Genomic DNA, 25,940 nt, shown 5'->3' on the forward strand with positions numbered 1-25,940 from the left:
AACCGCGATCTGCATTCAGTCTCGGCGCCCCCCGTTCAGTCTCGGCGCCCCCAGTTCAGTCTCGGCGCCACCCGCGCAGGGTTGGCGATCGCAAGCACGGCGGAGCCACGCGCTGCCGGATCGCCAGATCTAGTCCAGGCCGATCGCGTCGGCGCAGTACTGCCACAGCCTCTCTCGCGCGTCGTCGCTGGAGCGGGTCGACAGCAGATAATGCTCCGGGCGGGGCCGCCGGTCGTGCCAGAAGCGGCCGGTCGGCGGCGCGGGATGGGTGGCGGCCAGCCACACGGCAGTGTCGGCGCCCTCCTCGGGGGTACGCAGCAGCGGGCCGGTCACCGCACGAAAGCCCGGCAGCGACGACGCCACTCCGGGGGTGTCGGCCCAGCCGGGATGCATGGAGTAGACGCGCAATCCGGCCCAGCGGCGGGCCAGGACCGGGGTGAAGGCGACCTGCATACGTTTCGTCCGCGCGTACGCGATGGCGCCGCGGTATCGACCGGTGCGGTATTCGGGATCGCGAACGGGCAGCGGCTGGGTATACATGCCGCCCGAGGACATCAGGATCACCCGCGCGTCGCTGGAGTCGCCCAGGATGGGCAGCAGCAACTCGGTCAGCAGCACCGGCCCCAGGACGTGGGTGGCCAGCGTGACCTCATGTCCGTCCGCCGTCTCGGTACGAGTGGCGGGCAGTACTCCGGCGTTGTGCACGAGCACGTCCAGCGTTGACATCCGGCTCGTCAAGTCGGCGGCGAAGGCCCGGACGCCGTCCAGGTCGGACACGTCGCACACCTCCACGCGCACGTCGCCGTCGATCTCCTCGGCCGCCTGCTCCCCGCTCGCACGGTCACGGACGGTCAGCAGTACGGTCGCGCCGAGTCCCGCCAGGCCCGCTGCGATCGCCTTGCCGATGCCGCGGTTGGCGCCGGTGACCAGTGCGGTCCGGCCGGTGAGTGCGTCCGGCGTCGGGTCGTCCGGCCAGCCCCGTTGCCGCAGCCGATAGCCGACGCTGGTGTAGCCCGGCACAACCGCGCGATCCAGGACCGTGTCCAGCACCGACTGCATTCCGTCGAGAACATTCATACGGATCACTATTCCCGTCCCCGGGCAAAGCCACGCGCACGCCTTCGCCGGTAGTGTCGAGTGATGGGGGTGGTTTATACGAGCGTGGTCGACGCGCCGCGCGACGAGGTTTTCGCCTGGCACACCCGACCGGGCGCGTTTACCCGACTCTCGCCGCCGTGGTCGCCGCTGCGGCTGGTCTCCGAAGCCGAGTCGCTGAAGGACGGACACGCCACCCTGGCGCTGCCCGGCGGGCTGCGCTGGGTGGCCGATCATCAGCCTGATTCCTACGATCCGCCGAGACGTTTCGTCGACACCATCGGCAGCGCCGGGCTGGCCTCGCTGCCGGCACGAATCGCGATCCGGTGGCGGCACACGCACGACTTCGAAGAGGTCACCGCTTCCCGGACCAGGGTTATCGACCGGGTTGACACGCCGTTGCCCGAGTCGGCATTGCGGCCGATGTTCGCCTACCGGCACCGTCAGTTGGCCGACGATCTGGCCGCGCACCGGTTGGCCGCCGAGCAGGGTCTGACTTCGACGACGGTCGCGATCACCGGGTCGTCCGGACTGGTCGGCTCGGCGCTGACCGCGTTTCTGCGCACCGGTGGACACCGCGTCGTCCAGCTGGTCCGCGGGGCCCCGCGCGGCGCGGACGAGCGGCAATGGAACCCCGATGACCCAGATCCGGAACTGTTCGCCGGCGTCGACGCGGTGATCCATCTGGCCGGTGCCTCGATCGCCGGCCGATTCACCGACGAACACCGGAACGCGATCCGCGACAGTCGAATCGGCCCGACACGGCGGCTGGCCGAAGTCGCGGCGCGCGGCGGGCCGAGGGTGCTGATCTCGGCTTCGGCGATCGGATACTACGGATACGACCGCGCAGACGAGATGCTCACCGAAGACAGCGATCGCGGCGACGGTTTTCTCGCCGACGTCGTCGCCGACTGGGAGGACGCGACCGCGCCGGCCGAGCAGGCCGGCTTAAGGGTGGTGCGGGTACGCACCGGCATCGTGCAGTCCCCGCGCGGCGGCACGTTAAAGCTGATGCGCCCGCTGTTCAGCGCCGGGCTGGGCGGCCGGCTGGGCGACGGCCGACAGTGGCTGTCCTGGATCGGGATCGACGATCTGGTCGACGTCTATCACCGCGCGCTGTGGGACGCTGCACTGTCTGGGGCGGTGAATGCTGTTGCCCCGCAACCTGTTCGCAACAGCGAGTACACCCGCACGCTGGCTCAGGTGTTGCGCCGGCCCGCGGTTTTGCCGGTGCCGTCGCTGGGGCCGCGGCTACTGCTCGGCGCGCAGGGCGCCCGGGAACTGGCCGGCGCCAGCCAGCGGGTAACCCCTTGGCGGCTCAACCATTCCGGTCACCGCTTTCGCCAGCCCGACCTCGACCAGGCACTGCGGCACCTGTTGGGCCGCAACACCGATCAACGCTGAGCGATCACGATCATCCGCCTGCTGTCGAGGGTGAGCGGAGCCTGATCCGCGCCGTAGCCGCTGACCTGGGTGAAACCTGCCGCCAGCAACCGCTCGCGCAGTTCGGTGTAGGTGAACAACCGAACGAAGAAGGGGACGCGGCGAGTGCGGCCGTCCCGGACGATGGTTCGTTCGGTGAAAACCCTGCTGGTGAGCAGATCCAGTCGATGCTGGTCGATCATGAAGTCATCGCCGCGCTGGACGACGCTTGACTGACTGAAGTGGCGAAGCAGGTATGCGAAGCTGAGCGTTTCGATCGCCAGTCGTCCGCCGGGTTTCAGCGCAGCCGCTGCCTGAGCCAGGACCCGCTGATTTTCCTCGTCGTCGAAATACCCGAACGCGCTGAACCAGTTGATGATCCGGTCGAACCGGCCGCTCCACGGCAAGTCCCGCATATCGCCGTGGACGTACTCGACCGAGACTTCCCGATCTTGCGCGTCTTGGCGGGCCAACTGCAGGAAGAACTCCGACGAGTCCAAGCCGGTCATCAGACATCCCCGCTGCGCCAGCCGGTTGGTGATGCGCCCGTGGCCACAAGCCAGGTCAAGCACCTCCATCCCGGGTTCCAGCCCGAGCCGCTGCCAGATCAGCTCAATGTCGGAATCAGTTCGTCGGTGCAGTATTTCGACGTAGAAATGCAGGTAATCCTCGTCGAAGGCGCCTTCGTAATCGAATTCGGGCTCAGGCATGTGGGTGATGTGTAAGAAAAGTCGGCAAAATGAGTGGATGTCCCCCGCGGTCCGCGTAGCGCTAGCTGGCCTGGGCCTGGCGGTGTGGGCGCGGCAGCAAAAGCCCGAAGCCATCGGCGCGCAGGCTCAGCTTGAGCTCGGCGGACGCGGTGTTGTGCCGCAGCCATTCGGCGATCGCCGCACGGTGCTGGTTGACAGAGCGGTGCTGAACGCCCAACTGCCGCAATAACCCTGCCGTCGTGGTGGGTTGGACCGGATACAGCATCACTGTCCCTTTCGGATGGCGCCGGCAATGCGCACCGTGCTCAGTGGCGGCTCCTGACCGGGCGTGCGGCCGTCGATGTAGAGCTGCTGCATAACGGCCTGCCAGGACTCCGCCGTCGTCGCCGAACCCGAGGCGCCTTCGAACAGGCCCACGATCACGGCGCGATTGTCAGCGGTCAGGGTGTACACCGGTCCGCCGACATCGCTGGCGTCGGCGTCCCAGCCGGTGATGACGAACCGGCCGTTGTTCACCGAGGCGACGCTGCCACAGCTTTCACCCGTCGATATTCCGAAGTGGCACACCGATTCTCCCGGCTGCGCAACCACTCCGGGCACCGACTGTAATTGGCGGCCAGTGGACAGCACATCCGTGGCTTTCACAGTGTCGTCCAGCTTGATGACTTCGTACTGGACATCGGGAGTGGGACCCTCGAGCGCCGGGGCCGCCGCACTATGCCGGGCACCAATCACCGCGCCGAGTACATTCCCGTGACTGTCCGTCACTACCGATCCGCCGTCGCATTGACCGGTGGCCACCGCAAAGCGCATCATCGGTACCACCATTCCCAGGGTGCATACCGTGGTGCCCTGATGAATTTCCATGCCGGGAAACGCGTTGGCACTCGGCTCGGCGGACGCACTACCCGGTATGACGGCACCCAACAAACTCGCCGCAAACGCCACTGCTAAACGGCAAGATCCCCGGTTACTGGTTGCCATAGAGCCCCGCACCGTCCTCACTTCCGTGAAGGATGAACTCCGAAACTGATTATAGGACCGAACCCGTCCTCGGCTCAGGCCGAATACCCATTACTCTCTGAGCCAAAACACTAGCGAAAACGAATTCAAAATAGGCCGATTTGGGTTTACCCGGCCAAATCGCGGGCCGCGGCAAACGATCGCAAGGGCCACCATGACACAGCACGAGACGACACAGCACGAGCAGGGCCGGCACTTTCCGTTCCGCTACGATCCCCGGCTGGCGCCCATCTGGGGGCCGTTTCGGTGGCCGGGCCGACAAGGCGTCACCTTGACCGGCGACGGCCGTTTCCTCGCCCGCTACGGGCCATTTCGTGTCGACGCGCCGCTGGCGTCGGTGCAGGACGCGCACGTCACCGGCCCATACCGGTGGTGGACCGCCGTGGGCCCGCGGCTTTCGCTCGTCGACGACGGACTCACGTTCGGAACCAACGCAACTGCCGGAGTCTGCATCCACTTCGAGCCACGCATTCGCCGGGTCATCGGGTTGCGCGACCACTCGGCGCTGACCGTCACCGTCGCCGACCCCGACGCGCTGGTCGCGGCACTCAAGAAGGGCAGCTAGGCCCGCCGCGCATCCCGCTCAGGGACTTGCTGGTGAAGGTCCATGACATGCTTGCGTCGTGGTGTGGGATGGTCTCGCCGCGGCCGTAACCGGCCGACGCTCGTGGCTTTTGGGGCTGGGCGTTGTGGTGCTGGCTACCGTTTTCATCGTGCTGGTCGGCGGAAACGCCGCGGCGGGCGAGTCGCCGTCGCAGGTGCCGACCGACTCCGGAGCCGCAAAGGTCGACGCGCTGGTCCGCCAATTCCCCGGCGGTGACCGGGTTCCGCTGATTGTCGTGGTCACCCGCGCCGACGGTGCGGTCCTGGACACCGCCGATGTGACGGCCGCCGAACAGGCCCGCGATCGGATGCAGGCGCTGCTGCAGCGCAATCCCTCCCCGGACCCGCCGATCGTGTCCGAGGACGGCAAGGCCGCGATCGGCGTCGTGACGATCAGCGCCGACCTGACCGGCCTGGCCCTCAACAACCGCGTGGGTGCGCTGCGCAACGCCGCACACACCGGCTTGCCCGCCGCGCTCCGGGCTCACGTCACCGGCGGACCCGCGTTCGGCGCCGACCTCGCCAACGCGTTCACCCACGCCGACGTCACCTTGCTGGCGGTGACGGCCTCGGTGGTCGCGCTGCTGCTGATCGCCACCTACCGTTCACCGGTGTTGTGGCTGGTGCCGCTGCTGGTGATCGGACTCGCCGACCGGACCGCGGCGGCGCTCGGCACCGCGGTGGCCTCGCTGACCGGGCTGAGCTTCGACGGCGCCACCTCCGGGATCACCAGCGTGCTGGTGTTCGGCGCGGGCACCAACTACGCGCTGCTGTTGATTTCGCGCTACCGGCAAGAACTTCGGCGCGTCGCCGACCACCGCGACGCGCTGCGCCGCGCGGTGCGCATGGCCGGACCGGCCATCGTCGCCAGCAACGCCACCGTGGTGCTGGCACTGCTCACCCTGATCCTCTCGGTGAGCCCCAGCACCCGCAGTCTGGGCGTGCTGGCCGCCTGCGCCTTGCTGGTCGCCGCGGTGTCGGTACTGGTGGTGCTGCCGCCGCTGCTTTCCGTGTGCGGCCGGCGACTGTTCTGGCCCCTGATCCCCAAACCCGACGCGGAAGACGCTGCGGAGTCGGGGCCCTGGCATCGCGTAGCCGAATGGGTGGCCCAACATCCCGCCCGGGTCGCGGTGGTCGCGATCGGGCTGCTGGCCACGCTGGCCACCGGCCTGCTGGGCACCGAAATCGGTTTGTCGCGCACCGAGCAATTCCGGGTCGAGGCGGATTCGGTGTCTGGGTTCGACGTCGTGGCAAAGCATTTCCCGGCCGGTCTGACAAACCCGACGGTGGTCATCGCCGCCACCGCGAAAGCGCCGCAGGTACAGCGGGCGATCGGCGCAACCCCGGGGGTGGTCCTGGTCACCGAGACGGGGCGGTCGACCGCCGGGCTGACCAAGTGGTCGGTGGTTATCGACGCCCCACCGTCATCCGCTCAGGCATTCAAAACCATTGAGGCGCTGCGTGATTCGACCACGGCCGTCGCGCCGGACGCCTTGGTGGGCGGACCGGACGCGCTGGGGCTCGACAACCGCGAAGCCGCGCGGCGCGACCGGCTGGTGCTGATCCCGGCGATCCTGGCCGTCATTCTGGTCGTCCTGTATGTATTGCTGCGATCCGCACTAGCGCCACCCACCCTGCTCGCCGCGACGATCCTGGGTGCGTTGGCCGCGCTCGGAATGGGCGGCTGGGCCAGCATGCACGTGTTCGGTTTCGCGGGCCTGGACCAGGGCGCACCGCTGTTCGCATTTCTCTTTCTGGCCGCCCTCGGGGTGGACTACACCATCTTCCTGGTCACCCGTGCCCGTGAAGAAGCCGCGGACGATGCTCTCGGAGGCGCGCGTGACGGCATGATCCGCGCGGTGTCGGCCACCGGCGGCGTCATCACCAGCGCGGGAATCGTTTTGGCCGCGGTCTTCTGCGTGCTGGGGGTGTTGCCGCTGATCGTGCTGGCCCAGTTGGGCATCATCGTCGGCCTGGGAATCCTGCTCGACACCTTCGTAGTGCGTACGCTGGTGATACCCGCGTTGTTCGCCCTGATCGGCGACCGCATCTGGTGGCCCAACAACCCCAGTAACGCTAAACCTGTTCAGCAGCAAGCAGATTCGGCCCCAGCGCAAGCGACCGGAGGCTCCAATAAATAAGTGCCCAGGTATTGCGCTGGCCCGCGGCGTTACCAGTGCCGTCGCTGGGTCCCAGGACTGCTTACCGAACAGGGCGCCCGCGAACACGCATACGTTGCGTCATCTGCTCGGGCGCCCAGCGAAAGTGGCCTGATCGACGCGGCCATCCCGTCCGGGGGTTGCCGCGAGTCGCGCACGCGGGCCGCTCTTGCTCGCATCGGCGACCAGCGCCATGAGCGCTTACTCGACAGACGTCGAGGCATCTGGTGGGTCTCGTCCACCTAGCGCCGAGTTTTGCCGTGAGGTCATGGTCCCCGGTTGCCCGGAAGCAAGACTGGCGCAACGAAGATTAATTCACTAAATTAATGATTAAATATGTGAAGGTAGTGGCTCGGACTGTAGCGGGCCCCCACTCCCAGCCAAGGGTGTGGTTTGTCGTCGAGGGGGTGACAACACGTGAATCCGAGCCGTTCGGGATCAGCGGCCGACCTTCCTTGCGATGGAGTCTTTGGTGGGACCGTGCGTGAATTGCCGCGGGCGCGTTTCATCGCAGCCGCGCGAACGGGTGCGGCCTACATGCCGGCCACTGACCAATTCGACAGTTGGCGAACGGGTTTGCGACGCGCAGTGCTCGCCGGCGTCGCGGAATTCGTCTCCGCCCGCTGCGCCGACACGTTGGGCGAGTGCGGCGTCGACGCGGCCGGCGAAATTTTGATGGAGTTCGTCAAGGGCGGCAAGTGCCTGCGGTCGACGTTCATGTACCTGGGCTGGCTGTGTGGCGCACCGGCCAGCGATGCGGCTTTGTCGGCGAGCGCCAGTCTGGAGTTGCTGCACGCCTTCGCGCTGCTGCAGGACGACGTCATGGATGACTCGCCGTCGCGGCGCGGGCGCCCTGCGGCACACATCCAGTTTGCGAGCTGGCATGCCCAACGCGGACTGTCCGGCTCGTCGTCCCGGTTCGGCGAATCGGCCGCCGTGCTGCTCGGCGACTTGTGCCTGATCTGGGCTGAGCAGATGCTGCGGGACAGCGGTCTCACGCGCCATCAACTGCAACGGGCATGGCCACGCTACGACGTCATGCGCACCGAGCTGGCGGTTGGCCAATTCGCCGATCTGGCATTAGATATACGCAAATTGCCCACGATGCAGTCCGTACTCAACGTGGCCCGGATGAAGTCCGGCAACTACACGGTGCGCCGACCCCTGGAGATTGGCGCCGCAATGGCTGGCTGCGCTGAGCACACCCTGGCCCGGCTCGGCGAATACGGCTCCGCGGTCGGTGAGGCGTTCCAGCTTCGCGACGACATCCTGGGAATCTTCGGATCACCAGCGACCACGGGCAAACCCAATGGCGGGGATCTGCTTGAACGCAAGGCCACCAGCGTTATGGTGGCCGCTCATCACATGGCCGACCCGTCGACCCGACGGCAACTCGATCAACTGATCAACAGCGACCCGCTCGACGAGGCAGACCTCGACCACTGGCGAAGCTTGATTTTCGCGACCGGAGCGGTCCAGCGGATCGAAGAATTAATCACCGACCGTGTCCAGATCGCGCAGAAAGCCGTGGACAGCGCACGGATTGACGGGCTGATCCGGGCCGCACTGGCCGATATGGCCGGGGTGTGCACAAGGCGCGCCGCATGAACACGCGGGCGTCGGGCTGATGCGTAGCGTGCGGGGACGCACCGACCGGGTGGTTGTCGTCGGTGCCGGGTTTGCGGGGCTCTCCGCGGCGCTGCATCTGGCCGGTCGGGGCCGAGAGGTCACGGTGGTGGAGCGTGAACCTTGGCCCGGCGGGCGGGCCGGCAGACGCGACATCAACGGGTACCTGATCGACACCGGGCCCACGGTGCTCACCATGCCCGACATCATCGATGAGTCCTTCGCCGCCGTCGGCGAATCCCTTTCTCAGCGAGTGGATTTGCTACCCGTAGACCCGGCTTATCGGGCCATGTTCGCCGACGGCGCCGACATTGACGTTTACCCTGACGCCGAGCGGATGGCTGCGTCGGTACGGGAGTTCGCCGGCCCGCAGGAAGCCAGCGGTTACCGCGCACTGCGTGACTGGCTTGACCGGCTGTACCGGACCGAGTTCGAGGGCTTTATCGCCGCGAACTTCGACTCCCCGCTGTCCATGCTGACCCCGCAGTTGGCTCGGCTTGCCGGTATCGGCGGGTTCCGCCGATGGGACACGATGGTCAGGCGCTTCATCAGCGACCCCCGGCTGCGGCGAGTCTTCACCTTCCAGGCCCTGTACGCCGGGGTCGCGCCCCAACACGCCCTGGCCGTCTACGCGGTCATCGCCTACATGGACACGGTCTCGGGTGTCTTCTTTCCGCGTGGCGGCGTGCGTGCGCTGCCCGACGCGCTCGCCGCGGCAGCACAAGACGCCGGGGTGCAGTTCCGTTACGGATCCACAGTCACCGCGCTGGAGCGCACCGGCGAGCGGATCAACGCGGTGATCACCGGCGAGGACGACCGCCTCGAGTGCGACGCGGTGGTACTGACCACCGAACTGCCCCTCACCTACCAGCTGCTGGGCCGGCGGCCAAAACGTCTGTTGTCGCTGCGCGCAGCGCCATCGGCGGTCGTCATACACGTAGGTTGCCGGGCTGTCGAGCCACCGTCGCCACACCACGCCATTCTTTTCGGCGACGCCTGGGAGCAGACCTTCACCGACATCATCCGTGACGGCCAACTCATGCGGGATCCGTCCTTACTGGTGACCCGCCCGACCGCCAGCGACCCCAGCCTGGCCCCGGCGGGCCGGGACCTGCTCTACGTGCTGGCACCAGCGCCGAACCTGGACCGTAGTCGCATCGACTGGTCGAGCACCGCCGCGCCCTACGCGCAGACCATGCTGGATGCGGTACAGCAACGGCTGCTGCCCGGTCTGCGCGACGGGGCGGAAGTGCTGCACATCGACACCCCAGCCGACTGGGCCCGCAGGGGCATGTTGGCCGGCACACCGTTTGCATTGGCGCATACGTTCGCGCAGACCGGGCCGTTCCGGCCGGCGAACCTGTTGCGTGGCATCGACAACGCGGTGCTGGCCGGATCGTCGACTACGCCCGGCGTGGGAGTACCGACCACCCTGATCTCCGGGCGCTTGGCCGCCGACCGCATCACCGGCGTCCCCGAACGGTCTCGCACCAGATGGTGGCGACCCGCTGCGCCCAGCTCCGCCGCGCTTGGGATCGCCACCACAGACACCAACCTCGACCTGAAAGCTCACCTGCCGTGATCCGCACCGAACTGGACGCCGCCGGCATCGACGATCCCCAATTACGCACCGCATATCGCCGCTGCCGAAAGATCGCGGCCGAGCACGGCCGCACCTACTTCCTGGCCACCAGGTTGCTGGCTCCAGACCAGCGCCCGGCGGTGCATGCGCTTTATGCCTTCGCCCGCCATGCCGACGACATCCTGGACGAGTTCGATTCGAACCTGGACGCCGCCGCCCGCGCCGATCGACTGCAACAGCTGTCCGACCGGTTCTTCGCCGGCGGCGAGCATCGCGACGAACCGGTGCTGGCGGCGGTCGACCACGCCATCGCCCGCTACGGAATTCCGGCCGATCTGTTCGAGGATTTTCTCGTCTCCATGCGCATGGACCTCACCGTCACCGACTATCCGGACCGGGACGCGCTCGACCGTTACATGCGGGGTTCAGCAGAAGTCATTGGCCTGCAGATGCTTCCGGTGCTGGGAACCGTCGTCGATGCCAGCGAGGCAGCACCGTACGCCGCCGCGCTCGGCCGCGCTTTCCAGCTGACCAACTTCCTGCGCGATGTAAACGAGGATCTGATGCGCAATCGGATCTATCTGCCCGCCGACGAACTCGCCGCGCATGGTGTGGACCGCGAGCTGTTGCTGTGGTGTCACAGTCACCGCCGCACGGATGCCCGGGTGCGGAGCGCCCTGGCGGATCAGCACGAAATCACCCGGGAAATTTATCGGTTCGCCGCCGACGGGATCGCGCTGCTGGCGCCGCGCTCGCGCCGTTGCGTTGCAACTGCGTTGACGCTGTACTCGGAAATCCTGGATTGCATTGAGAACAGCGACTTCTCAGTGTTCAGTCAGCGCGCCACCGTCGGCAAGACTCGCCGACTTCAGGTCGCCGGCGGCGCCCTGTTCCAGTCATGGCGGGCCCGCTTGGCCCAGCCCGAGCGCCGGGAGACCGGTGCGGCGTGAGCGATAACTGGCAATATCTGATCGTGCTCGGCCTGTGCCTGCTCATCACGGCGCCGCTGGAATTGTTCGGCAAGGGTGTGTACCGCCAGCCCCTCCGAATCTTCCGCGCGGTGGCGCCGGTGGCGACGGTGTTTCTGGTGTGGGACGCGCTGGCGATAGCTGCTGGATTTTGGTGGTACAACGGCAAGTACCTCATCGGCATCGAAGTACCGCCTCGCATACCCGTCGAAGAGGTGCTGTTCTTCGTGGTAATTCCCTTGTGCGGGTTGCTGACCTACAACGCGGTGACCACAATCCTCGACTGGAACAAGCGCCGATGAGCGGGCTGGGCTACACCCTGCCGGCGGTGATCGCCGTGCTGGTCGTGTGCGCGCTGGAGTTGACGCTGTTGCATACCGGCCTGTTTCGCCGGCTCGCCTACTGGTTGTCGATGGTGATCGTGGCCGGTTTCCAGGTTCCAGTCGACGGCTGGCTAACGAAGCTGAGCGCACCCATCGTTATCTACAACGAGCGGCAAACCAGCGGCCTGCGATTTCCGTTCGACATTCCGGTCGAGGACTTCTTGTTCGGCTTCGCTCTGGTCACCGGTGTGCTGCTGCTATGGGAGTACCAACGTGCGAATCGATAGCCATGGATAAAGCGGGCCTTGCGCGTAGCGACGTGCCGGATGCGTTCGACGTCGGCGCAGACGCCTACGACAGACTGGTCGGCGCCAATCCCGGCTATCACACCAACCTGCGGCGTTCGGTGCGTCGCATGGACCTGCCCGAACGGGGGCGAGGCCTACGGTTGCTCGATGCCGGCTGCGGCACCGGCGCGTCGACGGCCGCGCTGCTGGCAGCGGCTCCGGAGGCCGAAATCGTCGCCGTCGACGCCGCACGCGGGATGTTGGATGCGGCGCAGGCCAAATCGTGGCCGCTGTCGGTGCGGTTTGTGCACGCGCGCATCGAAGAACTGGCCGAGCACGGCATCACCGGACCATTCGACGGCATCCTGGCGGCTTATCTGGTGCGCAATCTGGCCGACCCCGAAAGCCAACTACGCACCTTCCAGACACTGCTGCGCCCGGGCGGAACGCTGGCGGTGCACGAGTACTCGGTGCGCGATTCCCGCGCCGCCACTCGGATCTGGCACGCGGTCTGTTGGGGCATCATCATTCCGGCCGGGTGGTGGCGAACCCGAAGCAGCACCCTGTACCGGCATCTGTGGCGTAGCGTACTGACCTTTGACGGGGCGGCCCGGTTCCGACAACGGATGTTGGATGCCGGATTCACCGCAGTCGGCAGCGAAACCATGCCCGGCTGGGAACACAACATCGTCCATACCTTCGTCGGAATCGCGCCGCGATGACCGACCGGCGTCGCCAAACCCATCCGGCATCCCCCGGATTGCCCGGTGCCAACGCGCTATCGTCGCGGCCCCGAGTTGTGGTCGTCGGCGCGGGCATTGCCGGCTTGGCTGCCGCCACTGGGCTCGCCGAACGGGGCATCGCCGTCGAGGTCGTGGAGAAGGAGCACTACCTTGGCGGTCGGGTCGGCGGCTGGACCGAACATCACGACGGCACCGACTTTGCGATAAACCGCGGATTCCACGCCTTTTTCCGTCAGTACTACAACCTGCGTGCCCTGCTGCGCCGGGTCGATCGGCAACTCCAAATGCTGACACCGGTCGAGGATTATCCCTTGATCGACGGCGCGGGACGGCGCGACACTTTTTGCGGATTGCCCCGCACACCACCCTGGAACGCGTTGGCATTCGCGTTGCGCAGCCCCACCTTCCGGCTTTCCGATCTGGTGCGCATCGACGCTCGAGCCGCCGCGCCGCTGGCCGCGGTGTCGGTGCCCGACATCTACCACCAGCTGGATCACATCGACGCCGAAACCTTTCTGAAGAGCCTTAATTTCCCCGAATCGGCGCGTCACCTCGCGTTCGAGGTGTTCTCCCGCAGCTTCTTCGCCGAACCATCGCAGCTGTCGGCCGGTGAGCTGGCGACGATGTTTCATATCTATTTCCTGGGCTCCAGCGAGGGACTTATCTTCGACGTCCCCAGGGCGAACTTCGATGTGGCCCTGTGGAACCCGCTGCAAAATTACCTCAGTGAACGCGGTGTCAGGTTTCGGCTCGGCACCCAGGTGCAGCGGGTCGACGCCGCAGGCCCGAAAGGGTGGCGCGTCCAGACTGATTCGGGCGATCCGCTGGATGCGGACGCCGTGGTGCTGGCCGTCGACTTGAACGGTCTGCAGCAAACAGTGGCCGCGTCCACCGGCCTCGACAACGAGCTCTGGCGCGCCCAAATACGACGGTTGCGCACCGCGCCGTTCTTTGTGGTCCGTCGGCTCTGGCTCGACCGGCCCGTCAGCTCACACCGCGCTTCTTTTCTCGGGACCGCGGGTCATCCGCCGCTGGACAACATCAGCGTGCTGGAGCGCTACGAAAGCGAGGCAGCCGCATGGGCACGCCGCAACGGCGGCTCGGTCGTTGAATTGCACTCCTACGCAATGGATGCTGCGACGCGCAGTGATGACGCGATCCGGCAACTGCACAAGCTTTATCCCGAAACCGCTTCTGCGAAGGTGGTTCGCGAACGCGTCCTGCGTCGTAGCGATTGCCCGTTGTTCACCCCGGGAACTTATACTCTGCGCCCAACGGTCACGACGCCGCATCCCGGGCTGGTGCTGGCCGGTGACGGGATTCGCGTCGACTTGCCGGTGGCGCTGATGGAACGCGCAGCCACCACCGGCTGGGTGGCCGCCAATCACCTGCTGTCCCAATGGGGCATAGCCGGTCACGAGCTGTACACCGTCCCCACCCGTGGGCGGTCCACCTTGCTGCGGTCGCTGGCGGCCCGTCAAGGATCTGGCGGCCATGAACGTCCGTGATCGGCTCCGCCATCGGTGGCCCAAAAACTGGCCGCTGCAGGCGATACCACGCGCCTCGTGGACGCAGCAGCCTCCGACCTACGGGGACGCGCAGCCAAGCATCATCAACGCCGCGCTGGAGCGATCCCAACGCCGACCCACCGGAAATTGGTATGTCTTCGCAGCGACCCGCGACGTGCAGCCCGCTCGTCCACTTGGCGCGCGTGTCGCCGGTATCGAACTCGTCGCCTGGCGCGATCGGCTCGGTGGATTGAGGATTGGTCCCGCAAGTTGCCCCCACCTGGGAGCCGATCTTGCGACTGGGACCGTGTCCGACGGTATCTTGTTCTGTCGATGGCATGGGCTGGCACTCGACGGCAACACCTGCAAGTTCGGGTGGGCCCCCTTGCCCGGCTACGACGACGGGGTGCTGGCGTGGGTGCGACTCGATTCCGTTGGCGGCGAAGTGCCGCTGGATAGGCCGGTGCTTGTTGTCCGGCCCACCGGCAACACCTTGCCGGCGGTCACCCGCGTCGTTGGTGTGTGCGAGCCGGAGGACATCATCGCTAACCGCCTCGACCCTTGGCACGGCGCATGGTTCCATCCGCATTCGTTCACCCGACTCGAGGTTCTGACCACGCCGACGGAGGAAGACGACCGCTTTGTCGTCTCGGTCACCGTCCGGGTCGGGCGCTTCGGCTTCCCGACGATCGCGGAATTCACCTGCCCCGAAGCGCGGACCATCGTGATGCGTATCGTCGAGGGCGAGGGCGCCGGCAGCGTTGTCGAAACCCACGCCACCCCAATCAGTCCGGGGCCAGACGGCCGGCCGCGGGTCGCCGTGATCGAAGCCATCGTCGCGACGTCGCAGCGCCCGGGATTCATCGCGGGGCGCAATATGGCTCCGTTGATCGCGCCGCTGATGCGCTATGCCGCTAACCGGCTGTGGCGTGACGATCTGGCCTACGCAGAACGCCGCTATCGACTGCGCAACGGCTTCTGAAGCAGGGTGGGAGGCTGGGTTTCGGTGACGGTGTTTCATGATCCGCCCCCCTCCGCTTCGCCGACGGGAGAGTCTGAATTACCTTTGAGGAAAGCATAATCTGCCGTCGTCGTCGCTACCGTGAGCACGCGCATGCCCGGGCCGAAATGGATTCCTTACCGCAGCGCCGGTTCATCGGGCGTCACGTCGCCGGTGTGCTATGTGGCGACTACCAAGATCGCGCTGCGGTGCCGTGGCCGACGACGCGACGAAACGCACTGTGGCGGCTGACGGGGACGGGCCGGGCGAGCGGGGACCCGCCCGGCGTCGCGACCCGGCTGCGACGGAAAGTCGGCTCGCTGCCATTGCCCATCGGCGACATGTGCACCGACGCGCGACCGGTTTACTTAACTCTCGACCCAGGACGCCGTACCCTGGATAGTCGATGAAAGATGCGGGTAGGTGACCAAACGCCACGCTGATGACCCACCGCCTGGCCGGGGGGAGTTGGAGAAGCTGCTGTCGGCTGATATCCGCGCGATCACTGCGCGATCCGAACGCGTCGGCCGGCACTTTGCGCATATGAACGATGTGAGCAACAACGACTTCCACGCCCTTCTGCACATCATGGTCGCCGAGACTGCGGGCACACCGTTGACCTTGGCGCAGCTGCGGCAACGTATGGACGTTTCGCCCCCGGCAATCACCTATCTCGTCGACCGGATGATCGAGTCGGGCCACATTCGACGCGAACCCGACCCTCAAGACCGCCGCAAGTGGCTGCTGCGCTACGAGAATCACGGCATGGCGACGGCTCAGGCGTTCTTCAGACCCCTCGGGGCTCATCTCAGCGCGGCAATGGCCGATCTGACTGACAAGGATCTCGTCGCCGCTCATCGGGTTTTCACGGCGATGATCGCCGCGATGTCAACGTTCGAGGATGAGCTTGGCACCCCAGGTCCTGATCTTTCAGCAGAACTCGGGCGCCGCGCCGCGGCCCCGCCGCGGCGGCAGCGGATGGCGCGGTCCAAGGCATCGCGTAGTTGACAGCAGGCGTTGCTCGATCAGATCCGCCCCGCGCGTCACTCCGCCGGTCGCGGCGAAACCAGCGGCGACCGCTTGCGCCGCAGGAGCCATCGTCGCCGCCTTCAGCACGGCGACGCGTAGTCCTGCCGGGGTGAGCCGCTTGGGAGGCACCCGGGTGCCGCAGCCGGCGACGCACACCCGGCGCGCGACTTCGGCCTGATCACGGGCAAACGGCACCACGCAGACCGGGACGCCGCGGTCGAGGGCCTTCACGGTGGTTCCCATCCCCCCGTGGGTGACGACACAGATCGTACGGTCAAGCACCGCACCGTGCCGAAGGAACTGACACACCGTCGCGTTGGGCGTCCGCGGCAGTCCGCGGGGTATGCCGGCCGGAAAGGTCGCGACAACATGGACCGGCTCATCAGCCAACGCACGTAAGGCCATATGGCCCAGCATGGCGTCGGCCTGGGCGATCGAGGACGTGCTGACCAGCACGATAGGCCGGTCGATGACGGCCAGCCAGTCCGGGACCGCCGCAGAAGCCGGCTCAAAGACACACGCCCCGATCAAATGCACCGCGTCGCCCCAGTCCGGGTGCGGGTATTCGAACGGTTCACCCCCGACCGCCAGTAGCAGCGGGGCCCGGCGCATCAGTTCGTCCACGGATTGGATCTTGGGGGCGCCCAAACCGGCGCGAAGGGCGTTGATCCGCGGCAACATCGGGCGATCGAAAAGATACCTGACGATCGGCCTTATGGACGCATCGCGAATTCCGCCGACGAACCCGGGCAGTGGCCGCAAACCGGGGCCGAATGGCGGCGCCCCGCGCGAGCGCAGGTATGGCGTGAACGGCGAAAACACCAACCAGGGCGGATCTGCGACGTCGGCCAGCGAGATTGCGCCCCAACAGTTCGCATCGACGATGATCGCGTCGGGCTTTACCTGCATGATCGCGCGTCGGAGATCTTCAACCTCGATCACCGCCCGCCGGCAGAGCACGTCGATCGACCTCTTCAGAACGCCTAAGGCGCCGCGCGCCAACCAATCGTGCCCGACGATGGCCTCGATCCGCGGGTCGACGGCTTCGGTATGCACGCCGGTCGCACGCATGGTGTCGACCTCGCTGGCCATCGTGCGCAAGTGCACCTGGTGGCCGCGCTGAGCCAGCTCGAGCAACAGGGCGGCCATCGGGTACAGATGCCCCAGGGCGGGCGAACCGTAAGCCAGGATTACTGCCATCCGCCCTGCCTAGCTGATAGGTACCGCACCAAGGTTGCGCAGAGCGGGCAGATCGGCGGCACCGCACCCGTGCAAACAAATCCGGAGCTCGTCGACAAAACGCTGCAGCCACGCCACGGCCGCATTTGCGGACTCAATCGCGGCGGAAAGCAGCGGGCGAGCAACCGCCACCACATCGGCACCCAAGGCGAGCGCTTTGGCCGCGTCCATACCGGTTTGGATTCCGCCGGAGGCGACCAGCGGGATGCGTGGCAGCGCCGCGCGCACCTCCAGTAGCGCTTGCGCGGTCGGTATTCCCCAGTCGGCCAGGTCCGGATAGCGCAGTTCGCCATAGCGGACCAGCTGCTCAACGCGCGACCACGATGTGCCACCGGCACCCGCGACATCGATGGCCGCCACCGGCGGCTCACCTGTCCGCTGCAGCAACTCAGCGACCGCCGTGGCGCCGATCCCGTGGCCCACCTCCTTCAGCAGCACCGGGCAATCCAGCATGGCAGCCACATCATGCAGCCGGTCCAGCGATCCGGCAAAGTCGGTGTCACCGTCGTGCTGCATCGCCTCTTGCAATGGATTAGTATGCACCGCAAGGGCATTCGCGCCAACCCGGTCGAGCGCTTGGACAATGTCAGGTACCGCATCCTTGGTGAATTGGGACAGGCCGATATTGCCGAACAGCAACACGTCGGGTGCCACGTCACGCACGGTGAAGCTGGCGGCGGCTCGCTCGCCCAGCGCGCTGCCCAGCATGACCCGTTGCGACCCGAGCATCATCCCGATACCGAGCCGCTGGGCGGCGGTGGCCAGATTTCGGTTGATGCTGCCCGAGAGCTCGGCGCCGCCCGTCATGGCGCCCACCAGGACGGGAGCTCGTAAGCGGGCGCCGAGGAACTCAACGGCAAGGTCGATGTGGTCCAGGCTTGTCTGGGTGAGCGCGTTGTAGGGCAGTCGGTAGCCCTCCAACCCTGTCGTCACGCCGTGATAGCCGACGTCCTCCTCTCGACAAACATCGATATGACGACGTTTGCGAGTGGTCATTTCGCGCTGGTCACCCGTCACGGGAATGCGATCTGGCGGCGACGGTTCAATGGCCAACGACCGCCGCGGTGCTGGCGGTCATGCTGAATGTCCGCATGGTTAGCCTTGAGGTCTCGGTTTGACCGCAACAGCGATTTCGTTGCGGCGCAGCGCCGGAACGGTCCATGGTGGGTCGTAGAACCAGGCCGCTGATGCATCGAGCGCCTCGAATCCCAAGTCGCCCAGCGTGTTCATCAAGTGTGCGCGGTTCCAGGCAACGGTTCGGCGACTGATGTTACCGGAGAAGCGGCGCACCGCAATCGTCGCCGGCGGCACGGTGACCAACCTGATCTCGGCCTCGTAGGGTTTGGGCAAAGAGTCCAGGGTCTTGTCGGCGGGCATGAAGAACCGGATCACCCATTCGCCGTCGCCGACCGCTTCTTGTGACACCGGCGCCGTCATCGAGACCTTCTCCTGCCCGTGGTTGACGCCGAAGATGTAGCGGGCCAGACGACGGAAACCGACGTTGCGCGCTGATTCTTCGTCAGCGACGACCGTTGTCTCCGCGGCGACGCGGGCGCCATAGCGGCGGATTTCCACGTCGCTCGTCAGCTTTTGGGTGCTGTGTGCAGGTTCCTCGGTGCCATGCCGGTAGCCGACCACCGAGCCTGCAGCGTCGATGATCTGCCCGATCATGGCCGTGATCGATCGGAGCAAGGCCGCCTCATTCCTGGTCAATCCATCGCTTCGTGGTCCTGATGTCCGACCGAACCGCCAGTCATCGTGCAAACCGCACGGACGCCGGTCAACGCTGCCACGCCACCCTGAGCATACCCGGAAACCGGAGGATTTGTTAACTTATTGAATGTTTAACTCATTTAACTATAGTCCGCAACGGTGAACTGAGGCACATTCGTCGCGAGCAAGGTAGAGCCGACTGTCCACGATGGACATCTATATTGTGTTCTCTTCCTTGGTATTTGGATTTCCAATGGTGCTTGGCAACCGTCCCGCGCATCGTCACCGGCGCCTTGCCTGGGTTTGCGGTCGCCGGCCGAACCACTCGGCACCGACGGTGCGTCCCAGACTCCGAAGGTCTGCCGGCAGCGTTCAGGGCGGAAGCCACAGGCATCAGGGCTCCGGTATCTCGTCCCACGAAGCGCCATTCGCGAGGCAACCTCGTTGCGGCACAACCAACCAACCCGGCATCACCTAGCCAAAGATAACTTCAAAGGCTTAATATTTAATCAACTGAACTTTATCGATCCGCCCTGCCAGCAAATCGCCACCAGCCTAGAGGACGGTACATGTTAGCGGGAATGGCCCGACTCTCCGTCGCCGCGCCACGACGGGTCATCGCCGTCACCGTCCTGTTCATGATTGCTGCTGCCATCTTCGGCATTCCCGCTGCGACTCGTCTGTCCGGCGGCGGATTTCTCGATCCCACATCCGAATCCGCCCGCGCCTCGGCGGTGCTCGCCAACAAGTTCCATCAGGGCGACATGGAGTTGGTGCTGCTGGTGAATTCGGAAGGCGGCCTCAGAGGTGGTCCCGCACGCGCCGTCGGCACCGACATTGTCCGGCACCTTGCCCAATCACCGTTCGTGTCGCAAGTGGCCTCACCATGGGAGCCGCAACTTACCCCGGGCACGCTCAGCGCCGACGGAAAGTCAGCGATGATCGTCGCCGCGCTCAACGGCGACGAGAACAGCGCACCTAAGCAGGCCCGAACGCTGGCGGACCGGTTCGCCGGTGACCGCGACGGGGTCAGGGTGCAAGCGGGCGGGTCGGCGATTGTCTATTCGCAGATCAACCAACAGACCGAAAAAGACTTGCTGCGAATGGAAGTCATCGCGATACCGTTGAGTTTCATCGCGCTGGTATGGGTCTTTGGCGGTCTGCTGGCTGCCGCACTACCGGTGGTCGTGGGCGGATTCGCGATCCTGGGTTCACTGGCGGTGTTACGGGCGGCGGCGTTGGTGACCGACGTGTCGATCCTTGCTCTGAACGTGACAGTCGCGTTGGGGTTCGCCCTGGCGATCGACTACACCTTGCTGATCATCAACCGGTACCGCGACGAACTGGCCGATGGCATACCCCACGACGAAGCTCTGATGCGCACCATGACCACCGCAGGACGCACCGTGCTGTTTTCGGCGATGACGGTGGCCCTGGCGCTGTTGGGGACGGCCCTTTTCCCGATGTACTTCCTGAAGTCCTTCGCCTACGCCGGCATCGCGGTGGTGGCGTTCGCCGCCGTAGCGGCGGTCGCGGTAGCGCCGGCCGCGATTGTGTTGCTGGGCAACCGGCTCGACGCATTCAACGTGTGGCGTCTAGGTCGGCGGCTATTCCGGCGCCCTGAACGAGCGCAGCGGACCATTGAGCAGACTTTCTGGTATCGGACAGCAAAACTGGTTATGCGTCAAGCGGTCCCGCTGGGCTTCGCGTGCATCGCGTTGCTGCTCGCGTCGGGCATACCGTTCCTCGGCGTCAGATGGGGCAATCCCGATGACCGCGTACTTCCGACCACATCGTCGGCACGAGTGGTGAACGGTCGAATCCGCAGCGAATTTCCCACGAATTCTGCGACCCGCGTGAAGGTCGTCCTACCCGACGCCACCGGGCTGACAGCGAGACAGCTCGACGACTACGCCGCGCAGCTGTCCCGGGTGAGCGATGTGTCAGCGGTGTCCTCGCCGACCGGCACCTTCGTTGCGGGTGAGACCAGGGGGCCGCCGTCCGCTCCGGCCGCAATGGCAGACGGCAGCGCATATCTGACCGTTGACAGCGCCGCAACCCTGTATAGCGAGGCATCAGAGACCCAGTTGGCACGCTTGCACGCGATCGTGCTGCCGGGGAATCGGGAAGTGCTGACGACTGGAATGGCGCAAACGAATCGCGACTGCGTGGACGGCATCACATCAAGGCTGCCGATGGTTTTCGGCTTTATCGCCATCGTCACGCTGGTGCTGCTTTTTCTACTCACCGGCAGTGTCGTGTTGCCGATCAAGGCCGTGTTACTCAACATCCTTTCGCTGACTGCGACGTTCGGCGCTCTGGTGTGGATCTTCCAGGACGGGCACCTGGGCGCCGCGGGTACCACCCCAACCGGCACGCTGGTGGTAAACATCCCCGCACTGATGTTCTGCATCGCATTCGGATTGTCGATGGACTACGAAGTGTTCTTGCTCTCCCGGATCCGCGAATATTGGCTTGCTTCGCCTCGAACGGCTGCCGACAACGACGAAAGCATCGCGTTGGGTATTGCCCACACGGGCCGGGTGGTGACCGCCGCAGCACTGCTGATGTCGATCTCGTTCGCCGCCCTCATCTCCGCCGGGGTGTCGTTCATGCGCATGTTCGCAGTAGGGCTGACGATCGCCGTCTTGGTAGACGCGACGCTGGTACGGATGGTTCTGGTGCCTGCTTTCATGCACGTGCTGGGCAAGTGGAACTGGTGGGCACCTAAGCCGCTGGCCCGTTGGCACCGACAGACCTCTGCTGGCGAATCGGAAACCGACCGCGGCGTTGACATGGCGACGGGCTGACGGTGACCAAGACACCACGCGCGCATCAGGTCTCGGCCGTGCCCAATTCCGTCTGGAAGCGGCGCATCGCGACGATGAGCGCGGCAAAGACCCGATGCGCGGCGGCCAAGTCGGGGTCGGGCAAGTCTTCCAACGCGGCGTGGGTGTGCGCCCGCAACGGGTTGAAGAACAACCGCGCAGTGTCGATTGCCGGTGCGGAATAGCGCAGGATGACCTTGCGGCGGTCGGCAGGGTGGGAGTCGCGACGAATATGGCCCGAGTCGATCAGCCGATCGACCAGGTAGGTGATCGCGGCACCGGAAAGGCCCATCCGTTGGCTCAGGTCGCCCGAAGTCACAGGCCGACCGGCGGTTTCGGCGACCATAATATGCAGCAGCGCGCGGAAGTCGGTGGGCCGCACATCGTGCGACACCGCAAACAGCCGGCCGATCTGGTCGGACTCAGCCGACAGTTCCCGCACGTCGGTCACGATCAGCGATTCCAGTTCGGCACGTTCGCAGGCGTGCTCGTCGGGGTTCATACCGATGAGCAGCATATCCACATCCGGCATTAATTTCATTTGATTAATATTTCAATAACTGAAATAATTTGGACGTGGCGTGGGAAGGACTCGCCGGCGGGGTCACGAGCCGACGCTCTTGGCTCCTCGCCTTGGGCGTTTCTCTGGCGGCCAGCGGTTTCATGGCGTTTGATCGGTGGGAGGCATGGTCCGTGCGGTGTCGGCCACCGGCGGCGTCATCTCCAGCGCGGGAATCGTTCTGGCCGCGGTCTTTTGCGTGCTCGGTGTGTCACCGGTGACCGTGATGATCCAACTCGGCATCATCCTGGGCCTGGACATCCTGGCAATCCCCGCGTTGTTCGCCTTGATCGGTGACCGCATCTGGTGGCCCGGCGCTCACTCGCGAAAATGAAGGGATCCAACATGAATAAGTCAACTCTGGCCGGCACCGCCCTGGCCGTCGCCGCGGCCGCGGCCTCGGGAAGTATCGCCAGCCCGAATAGAACCCCCGGATGGTACGACCGCCTTCGCAAGCCTCCTTACCAGCCACCCAAAGTCGCCTTCCCGATAGCCTGGACCACCCTCTACGGCGATATCGCGGCCACCTCCGCGGTGGCCATCGACCGACTCCGGGCGGCCGGTCAGCACGACAAGGCACGCCGTTATGTCGCCGCGCTGGGCGCCAACCTGACGCTCAACGCCGGATGGAGTTGGCTGTTCTTCCGCTACCACCGACTCGGTGCGTCGGCATTGGGTGCGGCGGCGTTGACGGTGAGCAGCGCCGACCTGGCCAGGCGAGCCGCCGACGCCGACGCGCGGGCCGGAGCCGCACTGTCGCCGTACCCGCTGTGGTGCGCCTTCGCCACCGTCCTGGCCACCCACATCTGGCTTGTCAACCGGAAGAGCCACTGAATGTATGGCTGCGCTGTTGTGGTTTCGACGCGACCTGCGGTTGCGCGATCATCCTGCCCTGGCAGCCGCGGCGGACAGCGAAGAAGTCCTCGGCTGCTTTGTACTGGACCCGCGCCTGGTGGCTTCGTCGGGTCAGCGCCGCCTGCAGTTTTTGGGTGACTCGTTGCGGCAACTGCGCGACGAGCTGGACGGTCGGCTGCTGGTGACCGCCGGGCTACCTGAAGAGCGAATCCCATTGATTGCCAAGGAGATCGACGCTTCCTCGGTGCATGTGTCGGAAGACTTCGCACCGTTCGGGTGCCGCCGCGACGAACGGGTGCGCGACGCGCTGGGTTCGGTGCCGCTGATGGCGACGGGGTCGCCGTATCTGGTATCCCCCGGCCGCGTCACCAAAGACGACGGCACGCCTTACCGAGTGTTCACGCCGTTCTTGCGGGCCTGGCGCGACGCCGGATGGCGGCAGCCGGCGCGATCCGCCGCCGATTCCGCGCGCTGGCTCGATCCTGCCGAAGTGCGGATCGACCAGTGCGAAATCCCCGACCCGGGTACCACTCTCGGCATCGCCGCCGGTGAAAGCGCGGCGCGCGCGCAATGGGCGGCGTTCGTCGGCGACGGACTGGACCACTATGGCGACAACCGTGACCGGCCCGACCTGGAGGCCACCAGCGGCATGTCGGCGCACCTGAAGTTCGGCACCATCCATCCCCGCACCATGGTTGCCGACCTGGATCTGCGCCGCACCGGATCGCAAACGTACCTGCGCGAGTTAGCATTTCGTGACTTCTACGCCGCGGTGCTCTATCACTGGCCGGACAGCGCGTGGCGCAACTGGAACCCCGACTTCGACGGCATCCAGACCGACACCGGAGCGGACGCGAGGCGGCGCTTCGAAGCCTGGAAGGCCGGCGAAACCGGGTTTCCGATCATCGACGCGGGGATGCGCCAACTGAGCGCGACCGGCTTCATGCACAACCGGGCGCGGATGGTCGTGGCGTCGTTCCTGGTCAAGGATCTGCATCTGCCGTGGCAGTGGGGTGCGGGATGGTTTCTGGATCAACTCACCGACGGCGACATGGCCAGCAATCAACACGGTTGGCAGTGGTGCGCGGGATGCGGCACCGATGCGGCGCCGTACTTCCGGGTGTTCAACCCGGCCGCGCAGGCCGAGAAGTTCGATCCGTCAGGTGATTACATCCGGCGCTGGGTGCCCGAGCTGGGCGGCGTGGACGACGCCCTGCTGCGAAAGGGTGGACGGCCGACGGGGTATCCCGCACCGATCGTCGACCACCGCACCGAGCGCGCCGAAGCGCTGCGCCGCTATCACAGCCTGGGCTGAAAGCCCGAATCCACCTACCCGACGCGGACCGGCGTGCAAGTATCTGAGGCGCCATGGCTTTGTTGATCGTTCGGACGATGCTGGGATCAGGCGCGGCGGTGGGGCTGATGACCGGCATCGGGGCCTGCTCGTCGGGCACACTGGGCAGGAGCGATGTCGAAAGCCAGATCACCGCGAAAATGACGGACTCCGCCGGCAACAAGCCCGACACGGTGACCTGCCCGGGCGATCTGCCGGCGAAGGTCGGGGCGCAGTTGAATTGCGAGATGGTGGTCAAGGACCGGACTTTCAACATCAACGTGACAGTCACCAGCGTCGACCGCGGCGACGTCAAGTTCGACATCGTCGAGACCGTCGACCGGAGTCAGGTGGCCAACATCATCAGTCGGCAGCTCACTGAAAAGGACGGGCACAGACCGGATTCGGTGACTTGCCCGGACAATTTGAAGGGCGTCACGGGCGCCTCCCTGCGTTGTGAACTGACCGAAGGCGGCGACAGGTACGGGGTGACTGTCACGGTCACCAGCGTCGACGGCGAGAATGTGGACTTCGACATTCAGCGCGACGAGCAGCCGTCGTAGCTAGCGGGAGGCCTTCTTGCGTTCGATGTCGGCCAGGGCGGCGGCCAGTTCGGCGCGCTGCGCGGCCGAGCTCTCCCAGGACAGCTGCCGGTTCTTGACCACCTTGGCCGGCGCGCCGACCGCGATCGAATAGTCCGGGATGACGCCGCGGACCACCGCGTGCGATCCCACCACGCAACCCCGTCCGATGGACGTGCCGCGCAGGATCGTCACCTTGGTCGCCAGCCAGGTGTCCGGCCCGATCCGCACCGGGGACTTGACGATGCCCTGGTCCTTGATCGGGACGTTGATGTCGTCCATCCGGTGATCGAAGTCGCAGACATAAACCCAGTCGGCCATCAGCGCCGAATCTCCGAGTTCGACGTCGAGGTAACAATTGATGACGTTGTCGCGGCCGAGCACCACCTTGTCCCCGAACCGCAGTGAGCCTTCGTGGGCGCGAATGGTGTTCTTGTCCCCGATGTGCACCCAGCGGCCGATCTCCATCTGTGCCAGTTCGGGTGTGCAGTGGATCTCGACGCCCTTACCCAGGAACACCATCCCGCGGGTGATGATGTGCGGGTTGGCCAGCTTGAACCTGAGCAACCGGTAGTAGCGCACCAAGTACCACGGGGTGTACGCGTGATTGCGCAACACCCACCTCAGCGAGGCCAGCGTGAGGAACTTGGCCTGCCTGGGGTCGCGCAGCTGCTGTCCGCGCCAGCGGCGATGGAGCGGGGCGCCCCACATGCTCGTCATGGCCGAAAAGCCTAGCCCGACGACGATGCGCGCC

General features: G+C 65.8%; 25 protein-coding genes and 1 pseudogene. 17 read left to right on the top strand and 9 right to left on the bottom strand.

From position 1 onward, the window contains the following. Positions 1–129: 129 nt before the first annotated feature. Positions 130–1,077: an SDR family NAD(P)-dependent oxidoreductase gene (locus VML93_RS04035; RefSeq protein ID WP_325607922.1), complete on the bottom strand. Its 948-nt coding sequence runs from the start codon at positions 1,075–1,077 to the stop codon at positions 130–132. 63 nt (positions 1,078–1,140) lie between these two features. On the opposite strand from VML93_RS04035, the gene VML93_RS04040 reads away from it, so the two are divergent. Beyond that, a complete protein-coding gene (locus VML93_RS04040) occupies positions 1,141–2,499 on the top strand; it encodes a TIGR01777 family oxidoreductase (RefSeq protein ID WP_325607924.1) in 1,359 nt (452 codons plus the stop codon). Here VML93_RS04040 and VML93_RS04045 read toward each other — a convergent pair. The 3 genes from VML93_RS04045 to VML93_RS04055 all read right to left on the bottom strand — a co-directional run bounded on the left by VML93_RS04045 (position 2,490) and on the right by VML93_RS04055 (position 4,175). Continuing rightward, entirely contained in the window at positions 2,490–3,227 is a 738-nt protein-coding gene (locus tag VML93_RS04045) for a class I SAM-dependent methyltransferase (RefSeq protein ID WP_325607926.1), read from the bottom strand. The genes VML93_RS04040 and VML93_RS04045 overlap by 10 nt on opposite strands. Positions 3,228–3,288: 61 nt before the next feature. Next, positions 3,289–3,492, bottom strand: a complete 204-nt coding sequence (locus VML93_RS04050; RefSeq protein WP_325607928.1) for a hypothetical protein — start codon at positions 3,490–3,492, stop codon at positions 3,289–3,291. Further along, the gene (locus tag VML93_RS04055) at positions 3,492–4,175 is read right to left on the bottom strand and encodes a hypothetical protein (RefSeq protein ID WP_325607930.1); all 684 of its coding nucleotides are present in this window, start codon (positions 4,173–4,175) and stop codon (positions 3,492–3,494) included. The genes VML93_RS04050 and VML93_RS04055 overlap by 1 nt, the downstream gene beginning before the upstream one ends. A gap of 229 nt (positions 4,176–4,404) precedes the next feature. Between VML93_RS04055 and VML93_RS04060 the strand changes: the two genes are divergently transcribed. From VML93_RS04060 to VML93_RS04110, 11 genes are all read left to right on the top strand, one after another. Then, on the top strand, positions 4,405–4,815 hold the full coding sequence (locus tag VML93_RS04060) for a hypothetical protein (protein ID WP_325607932.1): 411 nt from the start codon (positions 4,405–4,407) through the stop codon (positions 4,813–4,815). A 58-nt stretch (positions 4,816–4,873) separates the two neighbouring features. After that, positions 4,874–6,994, top strand: coding sequence for an MMPL family transporter (locus VML93_RS04065; RefSeq protein WP_325607934.1), 2,121 nt, complete (start codon positions 4,874–4,876; stop codon positions 6,992–6,994). A gap of 555 nt (positions 6,995–7,549) precedes the next feature. After that, positions 7,550–8,620 carry a polyprenyl synthetase family protein gene (locus VML93_RS04070; RefSeq protein WP_325607987.1) on the top strand — a complete coding sequence of 357 codons (1,071 nt, stop codon included), beginning with the start codon at positions 7,550–7,552 and terminating at the stop codon, positions 8,618–8,620. Positions 8,621–8,639: 19 nt separating this feature from the next. Further along, complete coding sequence (crtI, locus tag VML93_RS04075; protein ID WP_325607936.1) at positions 8,640–10,220, top strand: phytoene desaturase family protein; 1,581 nt, start codon at positions 8,640–8,642, stop codon at positions 10,218–10,220. Next, positions 10,217–11,170, top strand: a complete 954-nt coding sequence (locus VML93_RS04080; RefSeq protein WP_325607938.1) for a phytoene/squalene synthase family protein — start codon at positions 10,217–10,219, stop codon at positions 11,168–11,170. The genes crtI and VML93_RS04080 overlap by 4 nt, the downstream gene beginning before the upstream one ends. Then, positions 11,167–11,490, top strand: a complete 324-nt coding sequence (locus tag VML93_RS04085) for a lycopene cyclase domain-containing protein (protein WP_325607940.1) — start codon at positions 11,167–11,169, stop codon at positions 11,488–11,490. Before VML93_RS04080 ends, VML93_RS04085 begins: the two co-directional genes overlap by 4 nt. After that, positions 11,487–11,798, top strand: coding sequence for a lycopene cyclase domain-containing protein (locus tag VML93_RS04090; protein ID WP_325607942.1), 312 nt, complete (start codon positions 11,487–11,489; stop codon positions 11,796–11,798). Before VML93_RS04085 ends, VML93_RS04090 begins: the two co-directional genes overlap by 4 nt. Positions 11,799–11,800: 2 nt before the next feature. Then, positions 11,801–12,520, top strand: a complete 720-nt coding sequence (locus VML93_RS04095) for a class I SAM-dependent methyltransferase (RefSeq protein ID WP_325607944.1) — start codon at positions 11,801–11,803, stop codon at positions 12,518–12,520. Beyond that, entirely contained in the window at positions 12,517–14,049 is a 1,533-nt protein-coding gene (locus VML93_RS04100) for an FAD-dependent oxidoreductase (protein ID WP_325607946.1), read from the top strand. The genes VML93_RS04095 and VML93_RS04100 overlap by 4 nt, the downstream gene beginning before the upstream one ends. After that, entirely contained in the window at positions 14,036–15,031 is a 996-nt protein-coding gene (locus tag VML93_RS04105; protein WP_325607948.1) for a DUF5914 domain-containing protein, read from the top strand. The genes VML93_RS04100 and VML93_RS04105 overlap by 14 nt, the downstream gene beginning before the upstream one ends. Before the next feature lie 441 nt (positions 15,032–15,472). Beyond that, a complete protein-coding gene (locus VML93_RS04110) occupies positions 15,473–16,057 on the top strand; it encodes a MarR family winged helix-turn-helix transcriptional regulator (protein ID WP_325607950.1) in 585 nt (194 codons plus the stop codon). Here VML93_RS04110 and VML93_RS04115 read toward each other — a convergent pair. The 3 genes from VML93_RS04115 to VML93_RS04125 form a co-directional block, all read right to left on the bottom strand. Then, entirely contained in the window at positions 15,980–17,278 is a 1,299-nt protein-coding gene (locus VML93_RS04115) for a glycosyltransferase (RefSeq protein ID WP_325607952.1), read from the bottom strand. The genes VML93_RS04110 and VML93_RS04115 overlap by 78 nt on opposite strands. A 9-nt stretch (positions 17,279–17,287) precedes the next feature. Continuing rightward, positions 17,288–18,313, bottom strand: coding sequence for a type 2 isopentenyl-diphosphate Delta-isomerase (gene fni, locus VML93_RS04120; protein WP_325607954.1), 1,026 nt, complete (start codon positions 18,311–18,313; stop codon positions 17,288–17,290). Between the two features lie 99 nt (positions 18,314–18,412). Beyond that, positions 18,413–18,988: a heme-binding protein gene (locus VML93_RS04125; RefSeq protein WP_325607989.1), complete on the bottom strand. Its 576-nt coding sequence runs from the start codon at positions 18,986–18,988 to the stop codon at positions 18,413–18,415. 611 nt (positions 18,989–19,599) lie between these two features. Between VML93_RS04125 and VML93_RS04130 the strand changes: the two genes are divergently transcribed. Then, on the top strand, positions 19,600–21,840 hold the full coding sequence (locus tag VML93_RS04130) for an MMPL family transporter (RefSeq protein ID WP_325607956.1): 2,241 nt from the start codon (positions 19,600–19,602) through the stop codon (positions 21,838–21,840). Between the two features lie 25 nt (positions 21,841–21,865). Here VML93_RS04130 and VML93_RS04135 read toward each other — a convergent pair whose 3' ends face one another. Then, positions 21,866–22,375, bottom strand: coding sequence for a MarR family winged helix-turn-helix transcriptional regulator (locus VML93_RS04135; protein WP_325607991.1), 510 nt, complete (start codon positions 22,373–22,375; stop codon positions 21,866–21,868). A gap of 166 nt (positions 22,376–22,541) precedes the next feature. Here VML93_RS04135 and VML93_RS04140 point away from each other — a divergent pair. The 4 genes and pseudogenes from VML93_RS04140 to VML93_RS04155 form a co-directional block, all read left to right on the top strand. After that, positions 22,542–22,751: pseudogene (locus VML93_RS04140) on the top strand (MMPL family transporter); the annotation flags it as partial. Positions 22,752–22,762: 11 nt separating this feature from the next. Further along, on the top strand, positions 22,763–23,251 hold the full coding sequence (locus VML93_RS04145) for a TspO/MBR family protein (protein WP_325607959.1): 489 nt from the start codon (positions 22,763–22,765) through the stop codon (positions 23,249–23,251). Positions 23,252–23,255: 4 nt separating this feature from the next. Continuing rightward, positions 23,256–24,587, top strand: a complete 1,332-nt coding sequence (locus VML93_RS04150; protein ID WP_325607961.1) for a deoxyribodipyrimidine photo-lyase — start codon at positions 23,256–23,258, stop codon at positions 24,585–24,587. A gap of 107 nt (positions 24,588–24,694) precedes the next feature. After that, the gene (locus VML93_RS04155) at positions 24,695–25,168 is read left to right on the top strand and encodes a DUF4333 domain-containing protein (protein ID WP_414686276.1); all 474 of its coding nucleotides are present in this window, start codon (positions 24,695–24,697) and stop codon (positions 25,166–25,168) included. Here VML93_RS04155 and VML93_RS04160 read toward each other — a convergent pair whose 3' ends face one another. Further along, positions 25,169–25,906, bottom strand: a complete 738-nt coding sequence (locus tag VML93_RS04160) for an acyltransferase (RefSeq protein WP_325607965.1) — start codon at positions 25,904–25,906, stop codon at positions 25,169–25,171. It lies immediately after the preceding gene. Positions 25,907–25,940 lie beyond the last annotated feature (34 nt).

Origin of the sequence: Mycobacterium sp., from assembly GCF_035499775.1 — a bacterium.
In the GTDB taxonomy this organism is placed as follows: Bacteria; Actinomycetota; Actinomycetes; order Mycobacteriales; family Mycobacteriaceae; genus Mycobacterium.

Coding starts and splice junctions, on each gene's coding strand:
- VML93_RS04125 (WP_325607989.1), bottom strand. CDS start 18,988: ATGATCGGGCAGATCATCGACGCTGCAGGCTCGGTGGTCGGCTACCGG.
- VML93_RS04050 (WP_325607928.1), bottom strand. CDS start 3,492: ATGCTGTATCCGGTCCAACCCACCACGACGGCAGGGTTATTGCGGCAG.
- VML93_RS04115 (WP_325607952.1), bottom strand. CDS start 17,278: ATGGCAGTAATCCTGGCTTACGGTTCGCCCGCCCTGGGGCATCTGTAC.
- VML93_RS04105 (WP_325607948.1), top strand. CDS start 14,036: ATGAACGTCCGTGATCGGCTCCGCCATCGGTGGCCCAAAAACTGGCCG.
- VML93_RS04160 (WP_325607965.1), bottom strand. CDS start 25,906: ATGACGAGCATGTGGGGCGCCCCGCTCCATCGCCGCTGGCGCGGACAG.
- VML93_RS04100 (WP_325607946.1), top strand. CDS start 12,517: ATGACCGACCGGCGTCGCCAAACCCATCCGGCATCCCCCGGATTGCCC.
- VML93_RS04060 (WP_325607932.1), top strand. CDS start 4,405: ATGACACAGCACGAGACGACACAGCACGAGCAGGGCCGGCACTTTCCG.
- VML93_RS04070 (WP_325607987.1), top strand. CDS start 7,550: ATGCCGGCCACTGACCAATTCGACAGTTGGCGAACGGGTTTGCGACGC.
- fni (WP_325607954.1), bottom strand. CDS start 18,313: ATGACCACTCGCAAACGTCGTCATATCGATGTTTGTCGAGAGGAGGAC.
- VML93_RS04145 (WP_325607959.1), top strand. CDS start 22,763: ATGAATAAGTCAACTCTGGCCGGCACCGCCCTGGCCGTCGCCGCGGCC.
- crtI (WP_325607936.1), top strand. CDS start 8,640: ATGCGTAGCGTGCGGGGACGCACCGACCGGGTGGTTGTCGTCGGTGCC.
- VML93_RS04150 (WP_325607961.1), top strand. CDS start 23,256: ATGGCTGCGCTGTTGTGGTTTCGACGCGACCTGCGGTTGCGCGATCAT.
- VML93_RS04035 (WP_325607922.1), bottom strand. CDS start 1,077: ATGAATGTTCTCGACGGAATGCAGTCGGTGCTGGACACGGTCCTGGAT.
- VML93_RS04090 (WP_325607942.1), top strand. CDS start 11,487: ATGAGCGGGCTGGGCTACACCCTGCCGGCGGTGATCGCCGTGCTGGTC.
- VML93_RS04155 (WP_414686276.1), top strand. CDS start 24,695: ATGACCGGCATCGGGGCCTGCTCGTCGGGCACACTGGGCAGGAGCGAT.
- VML93_RS04135 (WP_325607991.1), bottom strand. CDS start 22,375: ATGCTGCTCATCGGTATGAACCCCGACGAGCACGCCTGCGAACGTGCC.
- VML93_RS04045 (WP_325607926.1), bottom strand. CDS start 3,227: ATGCCTGAGCCCGAATTCGATTACGAAGGCGCCTTCGACGAGGATTAC.
- VML93_RS04095 (WP_325607944.1), top strand. CDS start 11,801: ATGGATAAAGCGGGCCTTGCGCGTAGCGACGTGCCGGATGCGTTCGAC.
- VML93_RS04040 (WP_325607924.1), top strand. CDS start 1,141: ATGGGGGTGGTTTATACGAGCGTGGTCGACGCGCCGCGCGACGAGGTT.
- VML93_RS04130 (WP_325607956.1), top strand. CDS start 19,600: ATGTTAGCGGGAATGGCCCGACTCTCCGTCGCCGCGCCACGACGGGTC.